This window comes from Promicromonospora sp. NPDC050262 (assembly GCF_040655935.1).
In the GTDB taxonomy this organism is placed as follows: Bacteria; Actinomycetota; Actinomycetes; order Actinomycetales; family Cellulomonadaceae; genus Promicromonospora.
Window position 1 is genome coordinate 42,101 of the sequence record NZ_JBFAKX010000023.1, and the last position, 19,922, is coordinate 62,022.

Consider the following 19,922-nt stretch of genomic DNA (forward strand, 5'->3'; position numbering starts at 1 on the left):
CCGGTCAGCCGATCAGCTTCCAGGGGCTGTGCTTCCCGACGCCCGGGATCTGGAGGATCGTCGGCCGGGTCGCCTCGTACACCTTGCCCCGGAAGGACACGGTGTCACCCCACCAGTAGAGCTTCCACGGCACCCACGCCGGAGCCTCCGGCTCCTCGGGCTCCGCGGCCTCGACGGTGATCGGCAGCCGGGCAGTGGTGCCCGACGGCGACGCCTGCACCACGAGCTGGTACTGCCCGGCGGCGGTGTTCGCCGGGACGGTGACCGACGTCGACGTCGCGCCGTTCGCCACCGTGCCGGTGCCGAGGGAGACGCCGTCCGCCGGCGCGCCGCCCGTCGGGACCAGGAACGTCTCGACGCCCGTGTTCTGCGGGGCGCCGAGCGAGGTCAGGTCCAGGCCGGACAGGCCGACCGTCGTCGCGGTGCCCGCCTCGACCGTGCCCGGCAGGGTCGAGGCGACCGTGCGGGTGCGGGCGAAGCTCGGCGTGACCGGGGCGGCGTCCTTGAGGTACGTGATCCAGGCGTCACGGTCCACGAGGCCCGAGTCCCGACCGTCCGTGCCCTCGGTGAAGGCCCGGAAGTTGTCTCCGCCCGAGATCAGGAACGAGAACGTCGCGATGCGGTACTCCGCGGCGGGGTCCACGGGAACGCCGTCGATCGTGATCGACGAGACGTTGTCGCCCGGCGTCGCGTTCGGGTCGGCCGTGGTCGTGGTGTACGACACGTTGTCGGACAGCCCCAGCGCCAGGTACGGGCGCGACGGCCGGTTGCCGTTGGCGTCCGTCTGCCACTGCTCCTCGAGCAGGGTGTCGAGCTGCGCACCGGTCAGCGTGATCGTCCACAGGTTGTTGACGAACGGCAGCACCGCGTTGGCCTCGGCGTAGGTGATGATCCCGTCCTCGCCGAAGTAGAGCTCGTTGCGCAGGCCACCGGGGTTCACGACGCCGATGTCGGCGCCGCCCCGCTCGTCCGCGGCGAGCGAGTCGCGCAGCGAGTTCGCCACGAGGTTGCCGAGCGCCGACTCCGACGCGCGGTCGTCCCGGTTGCCGCCGGTGTAGACGCCGTTCGCGTACGAGCCGCCCGAGAAGGCCGTCGTGACGTCGGCGGTCACCTTGCCGACCGGCTGCGCGCCGATCTCCTCGGCCTCGGCGAGCGCGGCGTCGACGATCGCGTCGACCTCGGCGACCGCCGGGTACGTCTCGATCAGCTCGGCGGCCGGGGTGGCCGTGCGCGCCACGTTCTCGACGGTGTAGTCGGTCACGTCGAACGACTCGGTATCCACCGTGAGCGAGACGTGGCCGAGGAACTCGCCGTAGTTGCCGGTCTGGATGATCGGCCGGGTCTCCCCCTCCGCGCCCGGGACCGGGGCGTCCCACGCGTACTGCTTGTGCGTGTGGCCGGTGAAGATGGCCGCGACGCGCGGGTCGGTGTCCTGCACCAGCGCGGCGAACGGACCGCCGGCGGCGATCTCCTCCTCCAGCGTGGCGCCGTCGGGCGTGCCCGCGCTCGCGCCGTCGTGCGCGAGGGCCACGACCACGTCCGCCTCGCCGTTCGCGGCGTCGCCGTCGAGCAGCTCGTCGGTGACGCGGTTCAGCGCCTCGACCGGGTCGCCGAACTCCAGGCCCTCGATGCCCGAGGGCGTGACCAGCGTGGGGGTCTCCTCGGTGACCACGCCGACGAAGCCGACGTCGACGCCGTTGACCGGGACCACCTGGTACTCGGGCAGGGCGGGCTCCCCCGTGGCCTCGTCGTAGACGTTGGCGCCGAGGTAGTCCCAGTCGGCGGCGTCGGTGACGCGGCCGGTGAGGTCGGACATGCCCTGGTCGAACTCGTGGTTGCCGACCGCGGAGGTCTTCAGGCCCAGCGCGTTCAGCACGTCGATCGTCGGCTGGTCCTGCTGCAGCGCCGAGGCGAACAGCGAGGCGCCGATGTTGTCGCCCGCCGAGACGAACGCGGTGCCCTCGGGGTTCTGGGCCCGCAGCTCCTCCACGGTGCCCGCGAAGTTCACGGTGTTGCCGTCGATGCGGCCGTGGAAGTCGTTGATGGCCACGAGGTCCAGGTCCACCGAGCCCGGCTCGGTGGTGGTGTCACCCAGGTCCAGGCCCACCAGGACCGGGTCGTGGTCGGACGACCGGAAGGGCGTCTCGTCGTAGAGGATCGTCGCGTTGTAGTTGTAGCGGCTGTACTCGTTCGCCACCGGCTCGTACGCGTTGATGTTCCAGATGTCCGTGCCCGACACGGCCTCGGCCGCGGCCGGGGAGGCCAGCACGTGGTCGAGCGAGCCGACCATGCCGTCGAAGTTGTACGAGTACTCGCCCGTGGTGGGGCCGAGGTCGGTGTAGCCGGCCTCGGTGAGGACCTCGATCGGGTCCTCCTGCTCGTACGAGTTGAAGTCACCGACCAGCAGGACCTTGTCGGTCCCGGCAGCGGCGGCCCGCTCCTCGGCGAACGTCACGAGGGACGTCGCCTGCCGGGTGCGGGACTCGTTCGACGCGCCCTGGCCGTCGCCCTGGTCGGCGTCGCCGGGCCACGGGCCGGCCGAACCCTTCGACTTGAAGTGGTTGGCGACCACCACGACGTCGTCACCGGCGTCGGCGGCGCCGTCCGCGGGCTGGAACGTCTGGGCCAGGGGCTGACGGGCGTTCTGGAACGCCTCGTCGCCGATCAGGATCGTCGAGTCGCCGACCGGCTCCGCGGTGGCGGTCCGGTAGATGAAGGCGTTGCGAATGACGTCCTCGGCCTCGGGCACCGCGGCCGGGGAGGCCACGTAGGCCCACGTGCCGGCGCCCTCGGCGGCGTTCAGCGCGTCCACCAGGTCGCCCAGGGCCTGGTCGCGGGGACCACCCAGCGCGGCGGTGTTCTCAATCTCCAGCAGCGCGACGACGTCCGCGCCGAGCGTCGAGATCGCCGCGACGATCTTGGTCTGCTGTCGCTGCAGGTCCTCCTCCTCGGCGGCGCCGCGGGCGTCGCAGCCGCCCGAGACGGTCACCGGGTCGCCGTCGCGGTCCGTGTAGTAGGTGCAGCCCGTGAGCTCGTCACCCGTGGTGCTGAAGTAGTTCAGCACGTTGAACGTCGCGACCTCGAGGTCGCCGCCCACCTCGGCGGGTGCCTCCTCGCGCGTGTTCTCGAAGGTCGCGGGCTGCACGGCGTCGGCGACGTCCGGGGTCAGCTGCGACGTCGGCTGGAAGCCCCACGCGTCGAACCGGTAGTCCAGCACGACCGGGCGGGTGAACGTGACGGCCGCGCCCACCCGCAGCGGTGCGCCGCCGGTCAGGTAGGGCAGCGGCTTCGACTTGTTCGCGGTCGAGTTGTAGTTCGTGGACGAGCCGTCGTCGAGCAGCACCGCGCGCGCCGCGTTGTCCGCGACCTGCGCGTCGTACTCCGCCGAGCCGGGCCGCCCCGCCGTGGTGGGCTGCACCAGCGGGCTGTCGCCCGCCGCCAGCCCGACCGTGCCGTAGTAGTTGGTGTCGTAGTTGTCCGTCACCGTGAACTCGCCCTGCGGCGCGAGGAGCATGCCCTCGAGTGCCTCGCGGCCTGCCGCGGTGGCGGGCCAGGCGGTCACGGTCGGCTCGACCGTGGCGGGCTCGTCCAGGACGGTCCAACCGCCCGACGACGGCGTGAGCTCCGTGAGGCCGTTGAACTCCGACACGACGCCGGTGACCTCCACGTGGTCGCCCGCGGAGAGGTCGGCGGCGGCCGCTGCCGAGAACACGAAGACGGCGTCCGACGCACCGGGCGTCGGGTCCGCGCCGCCGCCGGTACCGGCGGTCTGCAGGTACAGGCCGTTGAAGCCGCCGGTCGGGTAGACGGCGGTCACGACGCCCTGCGTCGTGACCGTGTCGCCGACCAGCGGGCTGGCGTCACCGGTGCCCTGGATCCCGGCGATCGGGGTGACCTCGCCGGGCTCGGTCGGCTCCGACGGGGTGGGGCTGGGCTCGGGCTCCGAACCCTCGCCGTTGGTGGGGGTCACCTCGGTGCTGAACACGAAGTCCGCCGAGTTGTCGCCCGCGTCGCCCGTGCGCTCCAGCGACCCGACCACGCCCGTGCCCTGGCCGGCCGGGCCCTGGGCGGTCTCGAACGTGTCGGCGGTGCCGTAGCCGAGCAGGTCGACGACGCCCGCGGCGCCCTCGGCCGGCACAGCGCCCTTGGCGGGCGTGACGGCGGTGGCCTGCGACGCCAGCGCGATGACGCCGGCCGTGCCGCTCGGGTTGAGGCTGCCGACGGCGTCGGGCGTGGGGAGGGGCTCACCGTTGGCGGCGTTCGAGCCGCCCTGCACCAGGTAGTGGCCGCCGGCGGCGATGGTGCCGCTCAGCGCCGTGATCCCCGAGAAGGACGCGCCGGTCGCGGACTTGTACTGGACCGACCAGCCGTCGACGCTGACCGGCTCGTCGGTCGGGTTGTACAGCTCCACGAACTTGTTCCGGTACGGCTGGCCGGAGCTGCCGCCCACGAGGTACGCCTCGCTGATGACGACGTGCCCGGAGTCCGGACCGTCCGCGGTGGCCGCGGGCGCGGCGACAGCCGCCGTCGCGGGCACGGTGAGCGCTGCGGAGAGTGCCACTGCGACGGCGGCTCTCCCACGGGGTCGGGGGTGCGGTCGCGGGGACCGCAGCGTGCTGGGACTCACGCTGACTCCTTCTGCAATAGCCGACCGATGGCCGGGGTGGAGTGCACTGCTGCTGGACGACGTGCTCGGCGGCATCGCCGCGGCCGGGCGCGCATCAGTTGCGCAGGCGGTCCGGCACGAGCGGCACCAACCAATCACTGCCTCGTGAACCGGCGGTTACGGTCGGACACCCGCCGGGAAAACTGAGGTCCCGGCACCGGGTGAACCTGCCCGCAGCCGAGCCACGAGATCGACGCCGAGGCTAGCGGGTGTCACCGACATCGGGGCCCGGTACACGCCGCCGGCGCCCGGTTCACCCGGGTACGGCCGGAGGCTCTGGCTCGCCGCCCGACCCGGACGCCGCCCGGCGCCCGGCCGTCAGCGGCAGCAGGTGCGAGATGTCGGAGCGGTCGCCCGAGGCGCGCACCCGCCCGTCCGCGACGACGTCCGCCCAGGTGAGGGCGCCCGTGGCCAGGCCGAGCCAGGTCTCCGGGTCGGTCTCGACCACGTTCGGCGGGGTGCCGCGCGTGTGCCGCGGCCCGGCCACGGCCTGCACCGCGCCCGCGGGCGGCACGCGTACCTCGACGGAGTTCCCGGGCGCGACGGCGGCGAGCTCCTCCAGCGTGAACCGCACGGCCGTGGTGACGTCCCGGCGCTCCGCCTCGCCCCGGGCCCAGACGGCGACGGCGGCGCGCCCGGCCACCGGGTCGGTCCGGCGCCGCGGCGGCACTACCGCACCGCCAGGAAGTCGCCGAGCCGCGTCCAGCCGGACTGCTCGAGGCTCGTGAAGTCGGTGCCGGGCACGACGAACATGGCCTTGCTCGTGCCGTTCGACACCTCGGTACCCGTCGGGTTGGGCGTCATGGTGCAGCTCGACACGCCCTCGCCCGCGGCGTCGTCGACCAGGACGAGACAGGTGGAGGCGCCTTCGTTCGACCGTGCGGCGTAGAAGGTGGCGTCGTCGTCCGCGGCCAGGCGGCGCATGGTGCCGCCGTCCACCGCGACGTCGTCGAGCACCGTGTCGGGCAGGACGTCCTCGGCGCGCTGCTCCTCGTCGAACAGCGCCTCCAGCTCCTGCACCCCGTCCGACGACGTGCAGGCGGTCAGCAGGGCCGCGCCGAACGCGACGACGGCACCCGCCCGCCAGGCGGCACCAGGAACAGCATTGGTCATGGAGTCAGTATTGCCGACCGTCGCCTCAGTACCGGTACACGTCGGGCGTCGGGCCCTCGACCGCGAGCAGGTCCGCCGCCACCACCATCGGCAGCTCACGCGAGGACACGGACGGGAACCGCGCCACCTGCACGACGCGCGGCAGACCACCCGTCCGCACCGCCGGCACGGGCTGCGACAGCGGCCCGGCGGCCGGCGCGTGCCGCGGCCAGGGTTCCGACAGCGGCATCTCGTCCCGGACCTGGGGCCGCACCGGCCGGGTGATCGGCGGGTAGTCCGCGCGCCGCACGCGGCGGGGGACCTCGGACACCGTCGGCCGGAACGCGGGCGGCTGGGGCTGCGGTGCGGGCGCGGGCCGGGGCTGCGGCGTCGGACGCGGCCTCGGGACCGGGCGGGGCTGCGGGCTGGGGCTGGGCTCCGGCTGCTGCCACGGCTCGGTGCCCGACACCGGCTCGGTGCCCACCACCGGCTCCGACCAGCGCCGGCGCTCGGCCCGCGACCGGAGCTGGGGCGCGGGACGGGGCGGCGGATCGGGCCGGAGCCGCGGTTCGAGCGACGGCTGAGGTTCGGACAGCGGCTGGCGCGCGTGCAGGGGCTGGGGCGCGAGCAGGGGCTTGGGCGCGAGCAGGGGCTCGGGCCGGCCCCACGGCTCGGGCTGGTGCTGCGAGCGCAGCACCGGGCCCGCGTGCTGCCCCTGCGCCGGGTGCGGTTCCGCCTGGGCGCGGGGCTCCGGTGCCCGAGGCGCCACGGCCGCCTCGGGCACGGGGGCCGGCCCGTCGGCCGGCGCCGCGAACGGCGTCGGCGCGGCGGCGTGGCCGCTCGTGCCCGCCGAGGCGCGCCGGGCCGCGCGCCGTCCACCCCGCTCGGGCGCTCCGGCCGCTCCCCCGGCCCGGTGCTCCGGACGCCCGGCGGCGTCCGCCGCCCGGCCCGCCAGCGGACCACCGAGAGTGAACGTCACGCGCCGCTCGGCGACGTCGGCCTCGGCGAGCTGGACCCGCACCTCGTCGCCCAGGGGCAGCGCGGGACCCACCACACGCGCGCGGACGGCCGGGTCGCGCAGCACGACCTCGCCCCGCTGCAGCTCCTTGTCCGGCTCGTCGACGTCGACCACCACGCCGTCGAACTCCTCGCCCAGACGGTCCGCGAGGAGCGAGGCCTCGACGATGTCCACGCACTCGCGCTCGAACGACGAGGCGCGGCGGCCGGTCTCGGCCATGACGCCGGGCAGGGCCGGCAGCGCCTCCAGCACCCACGGGGGCACGGGCCGGCCCGCGGAGACGGCGAGGCAGATCTCGGTCGCGTACCGGTCCACGAGGCGGCGCAGCGGCGCCGTGACGTGCGCGTAGTCGGCGGCGATGGCGGCGTGCCGGGTGTTCTCGGGCGTCGGCACGACGACGCCGTCGGGCCCTGGCATGCCGAAGGCGACGTACCCGGCCCCGCGGAAGAGCGTGGTCGCCTCGTTGAGGAACGCCGCGTGCTCGGGGATGCGCGAGACGAGCGTGGGGACGAGGCGCGCGTACGGGAGGTCGTCCGGCCAGTCGATGCCGAGCGCACGTGCGGTGCGGTGCAGCCGGGCCAGGTCGCGCGGGTCGGCCTCGGGGAGGGTACGCAGGATGCCCACGCCCGCCTCGCGCATGAGGTGCGCGGCGGCGATGCCCGTGAGCAGCGAGATCTGCGCGTTCCAGTCCTCGACCGGGAGGTTCCGCCGGAACGACAGCGTGTAGGTGCCGTCCTCGCGCCGCTCCACCTCCTGCTCGGGAACCGACAGCGAGACGCCGCCGCGCGCGAGCTCCAGCGACTGGCGCAGGCGGCCCACGTCGGCCAGGAGCTGCAGCGACTCGCTCGCCGTGCCCGCGTCGAGGGTCGACTGCACCTCGGCGTACGTGAGCCGCTCCCGGCTGCGCACGTACGCGCGCTCCAGCGCGGCGCCCTTGATGATGCCGCGCGCGTCGAGGGTCACCGTCCACAGCACGGCGGGCCGGTCCTCCTCGGGCAGCAGGCTCGCCGCGCCCTCGGACAGGACCTTCGGGTGGAGCGGCGTGCGGGCGTCCGGCCCGTAGACGGTCATGCCCCGGCGGTGCACCTCCGCGTCGATCGCGCCGCCCGGGACCACGAACGCGCCCAGGTCCGCGATGGCGTAGTGCACCACGTAGCCCTCGCCGGACTGCTCCACGTGGACCGCCTGGTCCAGGTCCTTGGAGCCGGGCGGGTCGATCGTGACGAACGCGATGTCGCGGTGGTCGGTCCGGCCCGCGGAGACGTCGTGCCCGGCGGCCGCGAGAGCCTCCTCGAGCACGTCCTGCGGGAACATCGCGGGCAGGCCGACCTCGGCGCGAAGAGCCGCGAGGGCACCACTCACTTCGTCGGTAGCGGCGGGCGCGAGGCGCATCTGACGGGTCGGCACAACTGCGAACATAAGCCGGTTCCGCGCTCCCCGCGCGGTGTCGCTGTGCTATTCGACGACGACGGTCGCCACCAGCGCCCGGTGGTCGGTCCCGGGGACCTGCATGGACACCACGTCGGAGACGGGCATGTCCTTCTCCACCACCACGTGGTCCAGCGCGAACAGCGCCGGCACCCGGCTGCCCTCCGGCCAGGTCACGGTCGGACCCGCACCCCACTCGCGGGTCGCGTCCAGGAAGCGCGAGCCGAGCAGGCCGCGGAACGTCACGTGGTCGTACGTGGCGTTGAAGTCGCCGGCCAGGATCTGCGGCGTCGGGTCCTCGTGGGCCTTCTCCGTGAGCTCGACGAGCTCGGTGCGCCACGTGGTGACGTCCGCCGGCATCGGCGGGTAGGGGTGCACCACGGTGACGCGGACGTCGGTGCCGCCGACGTCGACCAGGGCCGACGGCATGGAGAAGGTGGTGCCGCTCATCTGCTGCACCTCGGTCAGCTCGGTGGTCGACCAGAGCCCGCTGCCCGCGGGGCTGTCCTCGGCGGGGACGGTGAAGCTGTGCGCCAGCAGCTCGTCGAGGCCGGCGTCGGCGAGGGCCCGCTCGAAGTCGGGCGTGAGCTCCTGGACCGAGAGCACCTCGACGTTCTGGGACTTCACGAGCCCCACCACGGTCTTGGCGTCGGCCTGCCCGTACAGGGCGTTCACCGTCATGACGCGCAGCGTGCCCGCATCGTCCGGGTCGGCCGCCGTGGACGTCTCCGGCGGCACGAAGAAGGGCACCATCCAGTACAGGAAGCCCGCGAACGAGACCCCGAGCAGCGCGGTCAGCACCCAGCGCCGCGAGAACAGCGCGACGATCAGCAGCGGCAGCGCCGCGAGCGTGACCCACGGCGAGAAGGCGACGAGCTGGGGCAGGGGGACCACGTTGTCGAACGGGAGCACCCTGGCGAGCGCCACGAGGAGCAGGGGGATCGCGATGATCCAGAGCACGACGGTGATGAGGCCACGGACAAAACGCACTCCCGGACCCTACCGGCTGCCCGGAGGGGCTCTGACCAGGCGCTGAGATCTGGTGGTCGCGCCGAGGTCTGGTGGTCCGCCACCAGATCTCGGCGCGACCACCAGATCTCGACTGTTCGGCCCCGGCGTCAGCCGAAGATGCGCGGGAGGGTTTCCTCGTGGGCCGTGCGGGCCTCCGACAGCGGGAGCTCGAAGTGACCCTCGACCACCACGGCGTCGCCGCCGGTGGTGCCGAGCCGGAGCACCGGCACGCCGGCGTCCTCGGCCAGGTGGGTCAGCTCGCCCTCGTGCTCCGGGTCGACGGCGACGACCACGCGGCCGGTCGACTCCGAGAACAGCGCCACGAACGGGTCCACCTTGTCGCGACCCGTCACGCCCTCGAGCGCCACCGACGCGCCCACGCCGAACCGCAGCGAGGCCTCGATCAGCGTCTGGACGAGGCCGCCCTCGGACAGGTCGTGCGCGGCGGCGGCGAGGCCGGTACGCCGCGCCTCGACGAGCGCCGAGGCCAGCGCCTTCTCGGCGGCCAGGTCCACCTGCGGGGGCACACCACCGAGGTGCGAGTGCACGACGTCGGCCCAGGCCGAGCCGTCGAGCTCGTCCCGCGTGGTGCCGAGCAGGAGGAGCGACAGCCCCTCGGTCTGCCAGCCGGACGAGAGCGCGGTGCTCACGTCGTCGAGCACGCCGAGCACGCCGACCACGGGGGTGGGGTGGATCGACGAGTCGATCTGGCCCGGCTCACCCGTGCCGTTGTAGAGCGAGACGTTGCCGCCGGTGACCGGGACCCCGAGCTCCTGGCAGGCGTCCGCGAGGCCCTCGATCGCCTCGACGAGCTGCCACATCGAGTCCGGGTGCTCCGGCGAGCCGAAGTTCAGGCAGTCCGTCACCGCGAGCGGCGCGGCGCCGGTCGTGGCCACGTTCCGGTAGGCCTCGGCGAGCGCCAGCGCCGCACCCGCGCGCGGGTCGAGCTTGCCGTACCGGCCGTTCGCGTCGGTCGCGAGCGCGACGCCGAGGCCCGTGGTCTCGTCGACGCGCACGACGCCGCCGTCGTCGGGCTGGGCGAGCGCCGTGTTGCCCTGGACGAAGCGGTCGTACTGGTTGGTGACCCACGCCTTGGAGGCGAGGTTGGGCGAGGCCAGCAGCCTCAGCGCGGTCTCCCGCAGCTCCACGCCGGACGCCGGGCGGGCGAGGCCCGCCGCCGTCGTCGTGTCGGCCTGGAGGCCGTCCTGCCAGGCCGGACGGGCGTAGGGCCGGTGATACACGGGCCCCTCGTGCGCCACGGTCTTGGGGTCGACGTCCACGATCCGCTGGCCGTGGTGGTCGATCGTGAGGCGGCCGGAGTCGTTGACCTCGCCGATGACGGCGGTCTCGACCTCCCACTTGCCGGTGATCGCGAGGAAGGCGTCGAGCTGGTCGGGCCGGACGACGGCCATCATGCGCTCCTGCGACTCCGACATGAGGATCTCGCCGGCGTTCAGCGTGGGGTCGCGCAGCAGCACGTCGTCGAGGTCCACGTGCATGCCGCCGTCACCGTTGGAGGCGAGCTCCGAAGTGGCGCAGGAGATGCCCGCGGCGCCGAGGTCCTGGATGCCCTCCACGACCTTGGCCGAGAACAGCTCCAGGCAGCACTCGATGAGCACCTTCTCCATGAAGGGGTCGCCCACCTGGACGCTCGGGCGCTTGGCGGGGACGCCGTCCTCGAACGTCTCGGACGCGAGGATCGAGGCGCCGCCGATGCCGTCGCCGCCCGTGCGGGCGCCGAACAGCACGACCTTGTTGCCGAGGCCGGTCGCGTTGGCGAGGTGGATGTCCTCGTGGCGCAGCACGCCGAGGCAGAGCGCGTTGACGAGCGGGTTCCCCTGGTACGAGCCGTCGAAGACGAGCTCGCCGCCGATGTTCGGCAGGCCGAGGGAGTTGCCGTAGCCGCCCACGCCCGAGACGACGCCGTGCACGACGCGTGCGGTGTCGGGGTGGTCGACGGCGCCGAAGCGGAGCTGGTCCATGACGGCGACGGGGCGCGCGCCCATCGAGATGATGTCGCGGACGATGCCGCCCACACCGGTCGCGGCGCCCTGGTAGGGCTCGACGAACGACGGGTGGTTGTGCGACTCGACCTTGAAGGTGACGGCCCAGCCGTCGCCGATGTCGACGACGCCGGCGTTCTCACCGATGCCGACGAGGAGGTGCTCCTTCATCTCGTCGGTCACCTTCTCGCCGAACTTGCTCAGGTGCACCTTCGACGACTTGTAGGAGCAGTGCTCGCTCCACATCACGGAGTACATCGCGAGCTCGGCCGCGGTGGGGCGGCGGCCCAGGATGTCCTTGATGCGCTGGTACTCGTCCTCCTTGAGTCCGAGCTCGCCGTACGGCTGCACCTCGTCAGGGGTGGCTGCGGCGGCCTCGACCGTGTCCAGTCTCGGAACGGCGGGAGTCGGGCGGGAGGGTGCCTGGGACGCGGGCGCGGTCATGTAGTTCCTCGCGTGCGGGGTAGGTTTCTGGGCGCCGGAGCGCCCCGCCAGTCTACGACGTGGGCCCGCCATCACGTGTCAGACGTACAGGTCCCTCGTGTGACCTGTACGTCTGACACGGCGCTCAGGGGGTCAGCCCTGGTCGTAGACCCGCACGTAGTCGACGACCATCTGCTGCGGGAACTGCGTGGTGCCGTCGGGGTAGCCGGGCCAGTTGCCGCCCACCGCGACGTTCAGCAGCATGAAGAACGGCTGGTCGAACACCCACTGGTTGCCGCCCGTGTCCGCCGTGGTGCGGGTCTGGTAGACGTTCCCGTCCACCGACCAGGTGATGCGGCCGGGCGCGCGGTCCACCGCGAACGTGTGGAAGTCGTCGGCGAAGGACCAGCCCTGCGGGTGCGTGTACGCCGCGCCGATCCCGGCGCCGCCGGAATAGCCCGGTCCGTGGATGGTGCCGTGCACCATGTGCGGCTCATAGCCGACGTTCTCCATGATGTCGATCTCGCCGGAGTTCGGCCACGGCACCCCGGAGTCGATCTGGCCGCCGAGCATCCAGAAGGCGGGCCAGATGCCCTGCCCGCGGGGGATCTTGATCCGGGCCTCGACGCGGCCGTAGGTGGGCTCGACCTTGCCCGCGGTGGTCAGGCGCGCCGACGTGTAACCGCCGTTCCCGTCCTGGCGGGCCGTGATGACGAGGTTCCCGTTGCCGTCGAGCGCCGAGTTGTCCCGCGAGCTCGTGTAGGTCTGCAGCTCGTTGTTGCCCCAGCCGCCCCCGCCCGTCTCCAGGTTCCAGTTGGCCGGGTTGGGGGCGCCACCCGCGGCCCCGTCGAACTCGTCCGACCAGGTCAGGGCACCCACGGCGGCGGGCGCGGCGTCCCGCGCGGACGGGGCTGGACCGCCGTCGGGCGCCTTCTGCGTCGCCGCCGAGGCGACGAGCGAGGCGGACAGGACCAGGGTCAGGGCGGCGGTCGCCGTGACGGTACTGCGGATGGTGCGGTGTCTGGTGGTACGCATCGGTCGCTCCTTCGCGAACATGTGTCTCCCGTTGCCCGCGACGCTACTTTTCACCCGCTCCGTGGAACAAGATCGTGAAAGTACGTAGTCACGACGCGGCCACCGTTCAGCACCACTGAACAATCAGCCAGTGATACGCGATGGACGCACCGGGTCGGGGCGGCCGACGATGACGCCATGCCCCTGCGCCACTCGCTCCTCGCCGTGCTCGTCATGATCATCTGGGGCACCAACTTCCTCGCGATCGACGTCGGCGTCGACGACGTACCGCCCGTGCTCTTCCTCGCGATCCGCTTCGTGGTGGTGCTGGTCCCCGCGATCTTCCTGGTCCCCCGCCCCGCGGTGCCCATGAAGGACGTGCTGGTGGTCGGCCTGTTCCTCAGCCTCGGCCAGTTCGCGCTGATGTACACCGCCATCTGGCTCGACATGCCGCCCGGCCTCGCCTCGCTCGTGCTCCAGGCGCAGGTGGTCCTCACGGTCCTGTTCGCGAGCGTCGCCCTCCGCGAGCGCCCGACGCCGCCCCAGCTCGTGGGCGTGCTGCTCGGCGCGGTGGGGCTGGTGATCGTGGGGCTCGGCCGGTCGGCCGCGACGCCGGGCCTCGCGTTCCTGCTCACGCTCGGGGCCGCGGCGTCGTGGGCCACGGGCAACGTGATCGTCCGGCGCCTGGGCGCGGCGACGCAGGCGACCGGCGACCGGCCGACACCGCTGGCCGGTCTGTCGATGACGGTGTGGTCGGCGCTGGTGGTCCCCGTGCCGATGTTCGCGCTCGCGCTGGTGCTGGACGGGCCTGCCGCCGTCGGGTACTCGCTGACGCACCCGACGTGGGCCGCCGTGCTGTCCACGCTCTACACGGCGTGGCTCGCGAGCCTGGTGGGCTACGGCATCTGGAACACGCTGCTGGCGCGGCACCGGGCGAGCGCGGTGGTGCCGTTCACCATGCTCGTGCCGGTGTTCGGCATGACGGCGGCCTGGCTGGCGCAGGGCGAGGTGCCGAACACGGCCGAGGTCGGCGGCGGGGTGCTGCTCCTGCTCGGCGTGGCGATCACGTCGGGGCTGCTGCGGTGGCCGGGCAGGCCGCCGCACGGCGCGGGCGCCTAGCCGCTACAGGTCGAGCGTGTAGCAGAGCAGGTCCACGCCGGGCACGGGGGTCCAGTCCCGGGCGGGGTCGCGCACGAAGCCGAGGCGCTCGTAGAGCCGGTGCGAGCCGTGCGCGACGGTGTTGGTGGAGAGCACGACGCGTCGCGTCCCGGTGGCGTGGCCGCCCGCGGCCCGGGCGAGACACTCCCGCATCAGCGCGGTCCCCGCGCCCCGGCCCTGCGCGTCCGGCGCGACGCCGAGCATGCGGATCTCCGCCTCGCCGTCCCGTGCGATGTCGGCCATGGGGCCGCCGTGCGGCACGTACGTCACCGCGCCGACGACGACGTCGTCGTCGAGGGCGACGATGACGTCGGACGCCGCCGCCCGGCCGGCGACGTCGTGCAGGACGTTCCGGTAGAAGACGGAGTCCGGGGCCTCGAGCTGCCCGTCCGCGGCGAACGCCGCCGCGACGATCTTCCCGACGGCGTCGTACTCCGCGGGATCCGCGTCCCGTACCTCGATGCTCATGCGGAAACGGTAGGCCGTTCGTCTGACACCCCGGTGGGCACGCGCCGTGCGTGCCCGCCCGCCTGACGCCGCCCGCGCCCGCCCACCCGGCCCCAGGGCTTGTACACGGACAGCACGGTGGCCACCGCGAGCGCCGTGAGCGACACGGTCGGCGGGAAGACGAGGAACGAGAGGTCGGTGGCCGGGACCCGGCCGGCCTCGATCGCGCCGCCGGCCGCGCCGACGTCGGCCATGCCGGGCCGCAGGGCCACCAGGATCAGGGTGCACAGCACCAGGTTCGTCACGAGCTTGACCGCGACCCACCAGTAGCGCACCAGCCCCCACTGGGTCGCGAGGCCGAGGAGCACGCCGGAGGTGAGGCAGACCAGTGCCGAGACCAGCATGGGGGTCACCACGAACTCGGCGAGGGCGCGCAGGGCCAGCCCGCGGACGGCGGCCGGACCACCGCCGAGCCCGATCCCGGCGAGCACCGCGACGAGCACGTCGATGCCGATCCACGCGCCCGCGGACACGATGTGCACGGTGAGCACGGCCTTGCGCACGCGCGGCGGCAGTGTCATGCGTGCCGGTCCCCTACGACTCATGATCCCGTTCCTCCCCCGGGCGCCCGGCCGGCGCCCACGTGCCCAGCGTCCCGGGCCGGGGCGGACGCCGGATCGGCCGTGGGGCGGCACCCGCGCTGCGCCCTCCGGCGTCGTCGGGCGGCCCGGCCTACGCCCCGCGACGTACGCCGGGCTACGACCCGTAGGGGGTGACGCGGCGTCCGGCGTCGGACACAGTGTGGCTGTCGGACACAGTGGGCTGGAGGTGAGGAGACATGGGGAGGCTGCGCCTGGTCGACGTCGGCGTGAGCGCGGCGCTGACGGCGCTCGTGCTCGTGAGCCTGCCGTTCCTGGACGGCTCGACCATGGTGGACCGGCCCGTCGACGCGCTCGGCTACGCGCTGGCGGTCGTCGCGGCGGCCGGGACGCTGTTCCGCACGCGCTGGCCCGTGCCCACGCTGGGCGTGGTCACGGCCGCCACCGTCGGCTACCTGCTGCTCGCCTTCCCGTACGGCCCGGTGATGCTGTGCCTGGCGGTCGCGGTCTACTCCCTGGCCCGACGGCGCCCGCTCCGCCCCGCCCTGGTCTGGGCGGCGGCGACGCTCGCGCTGCTCGTGATCCCCGTCTTCACCCACCCGGCCGGGCTGGGTGTCCCCGCCGGGCTCGTGCCCGCGAGCGCCTTCGTGGCGGTGCCGTTCAGCATCGGCGTCGCCCGGCGCACGTGGGACGAGGCCCGGTCGGCGCGGCACGCCGCCGCGGAGCAGCAGGCGCGTGACGACGAGCGGCTGCGGCTTGCGCACGAGGTGCACGACGTGGTGGGGCACGGGCTGGCCGCCATCCAGATGCAGGCCGACATCGCGCTCCACCTGGGGCGGCCCGACGACGCGACCGCCGCCCTGGGGGCGATCTCCCGGGCCGCGAACGAGGCGCTGACCGAGCTGCGCACCACCCTGGCGGACATCGGGCCCGGCTCCGGCGCGGGCCCCGAGCGCGCACCGACGGCAGGGCTCGCCAACCTGGAGGTGCTGGCGCAGCGGGTCCGGTCCGCGGGGGTCGCGGTGGACCTGGCGGTCACCGGCACGCCCAGGCCCCTGCCCGACGCCGTCGACCTCGCCGCCTACCGGGTGCTCCAGGAGTCGCTGACCAACGTGGTCAAGCACGGGGCCGGCTCGGCCGCGCGGGTCGAGGTGGCGTACGAACCGGACGGCGTCCGGCTGGCGGTGCGCAACCCGCGCCCGTCCGGCACCGCGTTCGTCGCCGGGTTCGGCATCGCCGGGATGCGGCACCGGGTCGAGTCCCTGGGCGGGCGGCTCGACGCCGGTCCCGTCGACGAGTCGTTCGAGGTGCGGGCGGCGCTGCCCGCGGGAGGTGTCGCATGATCTCGGTGCTGCTCGTGGACGACCAGGACCTGGTCCGCCTGGGGCTGCGTGCGCTCATCTCGGGCGAGGCGGACACGACGGTCGCGGGCGAGGCCGCCGACGGCATTGCCGCCGTGGCCGAGGCCCGCCGCCTGCGGCCGGACGTGGTGCTGATGGACATCCGGATGCCCGGCATCGACGGCATCGAGGCGACGCGGCGCATCGCCGAGGACCCCGACCTGGCCGCGACACGCGTGGTGGTGCTGACGACGTTCGAGCACGACCAGTACGTCGTCGACGGGCTGCGCGCCGGGGCGAGCGGTTTCCTGCTCAAGAACACCCCGCCGGCGGAGCTCGTGGCCGCGATCCGCACGGTGCACGACGGCGGGGCGCTGCTCGCGCCGTCGGCCACCCGGACCCTGATCCGGGAGTTCACCGCGGCGTCCCCGCGCGCCCTGGAACCGCACCCGCGGATCGGTGACCTCACGGAACGCGAGCGCGAGGTGGTGGGCCTCGTGGCGCAGGGGATGAGCAACCACGAGATCGCCGAGGAGCTGGTGCTCAGCCCGGCCACCGCCCGCACGCACGTGTCGCGCGCGATGATCAAGCTCGCGGCGCGCGACCGGGCCCAGCTCGTGGTGTTCGCCTACCAGTCGGGTCTGGCGTGACCGCACGGGACCCGTCCTGTTAAGGGTGAAACAAAGATGTCACGCAGGGGTTCCCGACGTTTACCCGAAAGTGGTTTCATTCGGACATGAAGCTGCTCCGGACTTTCCCGAAGGTTGCCTTCGAGTTCGGGCTGGCCTCGTGGCAGTGGATGGGGATCCGCGAGCAGACCCCGCGCTTCGCCACCTGCTTCGGCGACATCTTCCTGGAGTCGCTGGACGGGTGGTGGTTCCTGGACACGGTCGAGGGCACGCTCGAGCTGCGCTGGAACTCCGCCGTGACCATGTACGCGGAGCTGGAGTCGGCCGACGGGCGCGCCACGTACCTCATGGACGACCTGGTCCGGGACGCCCGGAGCCGCGGCATCCGGCTGAGCGAGGAGGACGTCTACACGTTCAACCCGCACCCCGCACTCGGCGGCGAGCTGGGCGTGGACGGCCTCGGCACCATGCGCTTCGAGCTCGCCCTGAACTGGGTGGGGCAGATGCACGACCGCGTACGGCACAGCTCGGGCGAGATCCGCCTGCCCCCGATGCCCGACGACGGCCGGCGGGCCGCCCCGGCGCCGGCCGCCGAACCGTGGGACTCGGCCTGGTCGCACGACGAGACCTTCGACGTCCCGTTCGAGCAGTACCTGGCCACCACCACGTTCGCGGCGGTCTCGGCACCGCGACGGAGCGACGACGGCTACCCGTCGCTCCCGCCGTCGCCCGGGCGGGAGGACGCGTTCGGCCAGACGCCCTATGCCGCGCAGGGCCACGGGCCCCAGGGGCACGGCTCGCCAGGGCTTGGAACGCCAGGACTGGGAACGCCGGGACCAGGAACGCACGGACTCGGGTCGCAGGGCCTCGGCGACCAGGCCTACGACTCCCCGGACCGCGCCGAACCCGCCTACGGCGGCCGGCACGGCAACGCCCGGCACGGCGACGCCCAGCCGTACCAGGCGCCCAGTGCCCTGGACCGACCGTGGTCGCAGGAGTACCAGGCCGCACCCCTCTGGACGGGCCAGACGGAGTCGGCGCAGCCCTGGCAGGAGCCGCACCAGGCCGCGCAGCCGGCGACGCCGCCCGGAGGCTACGACGCCCCGTACGACCAGGACTACCCGGCAGCGCCCGAGTACGGCACGGGCACGTCCGGCGAGCAGCCCGGCGCCCCGTACGGCCAGCAGCCCTGGGCCCCGTACGGAGCGGCGCAGGACTCCGGTCAGGAGCAGCCGGGGCAGGCCGCGCCGGTGTGGGACGCGCCGGCCTGGGGCGGGCAGGCGCCCGCGTCCGGTGGCCAGCAGCACAACCGGCACACCGACGAGGCCTTCACGGCGTGGGACGACCTGTGGGGACGGCGCTGACCCGCTGACGCCTGGTCCTGTGCTCCACGGGTGCCGCGACCTGCGGCTCGACCCTCCGCACCGGACGCAGCCGCCGCTCACGCTCGGCACGCGCCACCAGGCTCAGCTCACCGGGCGTCGTGGTGCGCGCGTGCTTGAGCAGGCGGGTCTCCAGTGCCACCCGGTTACCCCGGCGCAACCCGTCCGTGTACCCGAGGATGGTCTGCGCGTGCGCGTGCGTGATGTGCCCTCCGCGCAGCGCGGCGAGCGTCCGCGGGTGCTCGTGCACCAGCGCCCGGGACTCCTCGATGAGCGCGACCGCCGAACCCTCCGGCACCCGGAGCGCCCTCGCCAGCCGCTCGACGAGCTCGGGCGCCAGCCCCGCGAGGTCGTCCGCCTCGACCTCCGGGGCGTCGAACAGGTCGGGCTGGTCGGCCACCCACTCCCGGACCGATTCCGTCAGCACGGCACGGGAGGCCGCGAGCGAGGAGAGCAGGGAGTCGATCGCCGCCACGGCGTCGACCGCCTCGGAGAGGTTCGCGAAACCGCTCGCGAACCCCGACTCGCGCGGCGCGGACGCACCACGCGGAGACTGGTCAGGCACGTCGGCCGGACCGCGAGTCACCAGCACCTTGTTCGAACGCATGTTCTAACTGTAGGGGGTGAGGTCGAGGCGCGCCACCCGGCACGCCGTCCCGGGCCGGCCCGCTCACGGCCGCCACCCCGCACAATGGGCACGTGCAGATCCACCGGGCCGTCGCCTCCCCCCTTGCCGCGTGCGCCGCACTCGCGGCCGCCCTCGCCGTGGGCGGGTGCAGCCTGGTCGAGCGCGCGCAGGGTTCGGACGGAGCCGGCGACCCGACGGCGACAGCATCGCAGCAGACACCGACACCGACGCCGACACCCGGGCCCGAGCAGGGCGGCACCGGGCCGAAGGCGCAGACCAGCACCGTCACCGTCGGCGACGTCGTCCTGGACGTCAGCTCGCGGAAGGCCGCCGAGGTGCGCGAGGACGAGCTCGGACCGGGTACGCGGACGGTCACGCTCTCCCTCGCCCCCGAGGGCTCCGCCCGGCTCTCGCTGACCTCGCCCGGCACGCTCGACGTCGACTCCGACGGGAGCATCTCCGCGCTCGACGGCAACGGCACGCCCGTGGCGGCGATCGGCGCACCGACACCGCCGCCCGACGCCGAGGACGCACCACGTATCGAGGTCACCGACATCGACGCGACCCAGGCCAGGCTGAGGATCGACGACCGCGCGACGGCCTCCGGGAGCGGCGAGCCGGCGGCCCGCACCGAGCCGGTGACGGTCACGTTCGTGGTCGGCACCGAGGCGATCGAGAGCACGAGCTGGGGCGAGAACGAGGGCGGGCGGTCCCTCGCCGTCGACCCGGCGGACTGGGCCCGGCGCGCGGGAGAGGCCGGCCTGGACCTGATCCGCACCCAGCTCGTGGCCGCCGAGCCGGAGGCGGACAGCGACACGATGGAGCACCAGCTCGTGTGCCACGCCGTGGGGGCCGTGGACAAGGAGACGTGGAACCTGGAGCCCTGGCGGCCCGACGTCGGCCTGATCCTCACCGCCACCGCGCACTGCAACCCGGTGTGAGCGGAGCGGCCCGTACGCAGTCGTGACCCAGTCGTGACCGGGACCGGTGCTGTTCGGGGTGCGGAGCCGCGCAGGTTGGGGTTTCCTGGAAAAGGCGGCGAGGCAGGCTCGCCACAAACAATCTGATGAGCCCCAGCTCAGCC

At 73.7% G+C, this 19,922-nt stretch carries 15 protein-coding genes; 5 read left to right on the top strand and 10 right to left on the bottom strand.

The window, feature by feature from the left end; all coding sequences use genetic code 11:
- Positions 1 to 4 precede the first annotated feature (4 nt).
- From AB0I29_RS24605 to AB0I29_RS24635, 7 genes are all read right to left on the bottom strand, one after another.
- Entirely contained in the window at positions 5 to 4,561 is a 4,557-nt protein-coding gene (locus AB0I29_RS24605; RefSeq protein WP_357486594.1) for an ExeM/NucH family extracellular endonuclease, read from the bottom strand.
- 358 nt (positions 4,562 to 4,919) lie between these two features.
- On the bottom strand, positions 4,920 to 5,336 hold the full coding sequence (locus AB0I29_RS24610) for a sterol carrier family protein (protein ID WP_285108691.1): 417 nt from the start codon (positions 5,334 to 5,336) through the stop codon (positions 4,920 to 4,922).
- Positions 5,336 to 5,779, bottom strand: coding sequence for a hypothetical protein (locus tag AB0I29_RS24615; protein ID WP_357486597.1), 444 nt, complete (start codon positions 5,777 to 5,779; stop codon positions 5,336 to 5,338). Before AB0I29_RS24615 ends, AB0I29_RS24610 begins: the two co-directional genes overlap by 1 nt.
- Before the next feature lie 25 nt (positions 5,780 to 5,804).
- Positions 5,805 to 8,183 (bottom strand): RNB domain-containing ribonuclease, encoded by a 2,379-nt coding sequence (locus AB0I29_RS24620; protein ID WP_357486599.1) that lies wholly within the window; start codon positions 8,181 to 8,183, stop codon positions 5,805 to 5,807.
- A gap of 48 nt (positions 8,184 to 8,231) precedes the next feature.
- The gene (locus AB0I29_RS24625; RefSeq protein WP_285101922.1) at positions 8,232 to 9,194 is read right to left on the bottom strand and encodes an endonuclease/exonuclease/phosphatase family protein; all 963 of its coding nucleotides are present in this window, start codon (positions 9,192 to 9,194) and stop codon (positions 8,232 to 8,234) included.
- A 128-nt stretch (positions 9,195 to 9,322) separates the two neighbouring features.
- Positions 9,323 to 11,662 carry a phosphoribosylformylglycinamidine synthase subunit PurL gene (purL, locus tag AB0I29_RS24630; RefSeq protein ID WP_285101921.1) on the bottom strand — a complete coding sequence of 780 codons (2,340 nt, stop codon included), beginning with the start codon at positions 11,660 to 11,662 and terminating at the stop codon, positions 9,323 to 9,325.
- 132 nt (positions 11,663 to 11,794) lie between these two features.
- Positions 11,795 to 12,676 (bottom strand): glycoside hydrolase family 16 protein, encoded by an 882-nt coding sequence (locus AB0I29_RS24635; protein ID WP_285101919.1) that lies wholly within the window; start codon positions 12,674 to 12,676, stop codon positions 11,795 to 11,797.
- A gap of 177 nt (positions 12,677 to 12,853) precedes the next feature.
- Here AB0I29_RS24635 and AB0I29_RS24640 point away from each other — a divergent pair, with 177 nt between their 5' ends.
- Complete coding sequence (locus tag AB0I29_RS24640; protein ID WP_285101918.1) at positions 12,854 to 13,774, top strand: EamA family transporter; 921 nt, start codon at positions 12,854 to 12,856, stop codon at positions 13,772 to 13,774.
- 3 nt (positions 13,775 to 13,777) lie between these two features.
- Here the strand turns inward: AB0I29_RS24640 and AB0I29_RS24645 are convergent, their stop codons facing one another.
- Together AB0I29_RS24645 and AB0I29_RS24650 are read right to left on the bottom strand one after the other, a co-directional pair.
- Positions 13,778 to 14,281, bottom strand: a complete 504-nt coding sequence (locus AB0I29_RS24645; RefSeq protein ID WP_285101916.1) for a GNAT family N-acetyltransferase — start codon at positions 14,279 to 14,281, stop codon at positions 13,778 to 13,780.
- Positions 14,278 to 14,841, bottom strand: a complete 564-nt coding sequence (locus AB0I29_RS24650) for a hypothetical protein (protein WP_285101915.1) — start codon at positions 14,839 to 14,841, stop codon at positions 14,278 to 14,280. The genes AB0I29_RS24645 and AB0I29_RS24650 overlap by 4 nt, the downstream gene beginning before the upstream one ends.
- A gap of 257 nt (positions 14,842 to 15,098) precedes the next feature.
- On the opposite strand from AB0I29_RS24650, the gene AB0I29_RS24655 reads away from it, so the two are divergent.
- From AB0I29_RS24655 to AB0I29_RS24665, 3 genes are all read left to right on the top strand, one after another.
- A complete protein-coding gene (locus tag AB0I29_RS24655) occupies positions 15,099 to 16,202 on the top strand; it encodes a histidine kinase (protein WP_285101914.1) in 1,104 nt (367 codons plus the stop codon).
- Complete coding sequence (locus AB0I29_RS24660; RefSeq protein ID WP_285101913.1) at positions 16,199 to 16,849, top strand: response regulator transcription factor; 651 nt, start codon at positions 16,199 to 16,201, stop codon at positions 16,847 to 16,849. The genes AB0I29_RS24655 and AB0I29_RS24660 overlap by 4 nt, the downstream gene beginning before the upstream one ends.
- Before the next feature lie 86 nt (positions 16,850 to 16,935).
- Entirely contained in the window at positions 16,936 to 18,192 is a 1,257-nt protein-coding gene (locus AB0I29_RS24665) for a T6SS immunity protein Tdi1 domain-containing protein (protein ID WP_285101911.1), read from the top strand.
- On the opposite strand, the gene AB0I29_RS24670 is transcribed toward AB0I29_RS24665, so the two are convergent.
- A complete protein-coding gene (locus AB0I29_RS24670) occupies positions 18,158 to 18,817 on the bottom strand; it encodes a hypothetical protein (protein ID WP_285101909.1) in 660 nt (219 codons plus the stop codon). The genes AB0I29_RS24665 and AB0I29_RS24670 overlap by 35 nt on opposite strands.
- A gap of 92 nt (positions 18,818 to 18,909) precedes the next feature.
- Between AB0I29_RS24670 and AB0I29_RS24675 the strand changes: the two genes are divergently transcribed.
- Positions 18,910 to 19,779 (top strand): DUF2599 domain-containing protein, encoded by an 870-nt coding sequence (locus AB0I29_RS24675; protein WP_357486604.1) that lies wholly within the window; start codon positions 18,910 to 18,912, stop codon positions 19,777 to 19,779.
- Positions 19,780 to 19,922 lie beyond the last annotated feature (143 nt).

Bases quoted from the DNA above. Each gene is read 5' to 3' on its own strand.
- AB0I29_RS24615 (WP_357486597.1), bottom strand. From the start codon at position 5,779: ATGACCAATGCTGTTCCTGGTGCCGCCTGGCGGGCGGGTGCCGTCGTC.
- purL (WP_285101921.1), bottom strand. From the start codon at position 11,662: ATGACCGCGCCCGCGTCCCAGGCACCCTCCCGCCCGACTCCCGCCGTT.
- AB0I29_RS24635 (WP_285101919.1), bottom strand. From the start codon at position 12,676: ATGCGTACCACCAGACACCGCACCATCCGCAGTACCGTCACGGCGACC.
- AB0I29_RS24640 (WP_285101918.1), top strand. From the start codon at position 12,854: ATGCCCCTGCGCCACTCGCTCCTCGCCGTGCTCGTCATGATCATCTGG.
- AB0I29_RS24645 (WP_285101916.1), bottom strand. From the start codon at position 14,281: ATGAGCATCGAGGTACGGGACGCGGATCCCGCGGAGTACGACGCCGTC.
- AB0I29_RS24650 (WP_285101915.1), bottom strand. From the start codon at position 14,841: ATGACACTGCCGCCGCGCGTGCGCAAGGCCGTGCTCACCGTGCACATC.
- AB0I29_RS24655 (WP_285101914.1), top strand. From the start codon at position 15,099: ATGGGGAGGCTGCGCCTGGTCGACGTCGGCGTGAGCGCGGCGCTGACG.
- AB0I29_RS24660 (WP_285101913.1), top strand. From the start codon at position 16,199: ATGATCTCGGTGCTGCTCGTGGACGACCAGGACCTGGTCCGCCTGGGG.
- AB0I29_RS24665 (WP_285101911.1), top strand. From the start codon at position 16,936: ATGAAGCTGCTCCGGACTTTCCCGAAGGTTGCCTTCGAGTTCGGGCTG.
- AB0I29_RS24670 (WP_285101909.1), bottom strand. From the start codon at position 18,817: ATGCGTTCGAACAAGGTGCTGGTGACTCGCGGTCCGGCCGACGTGCCT.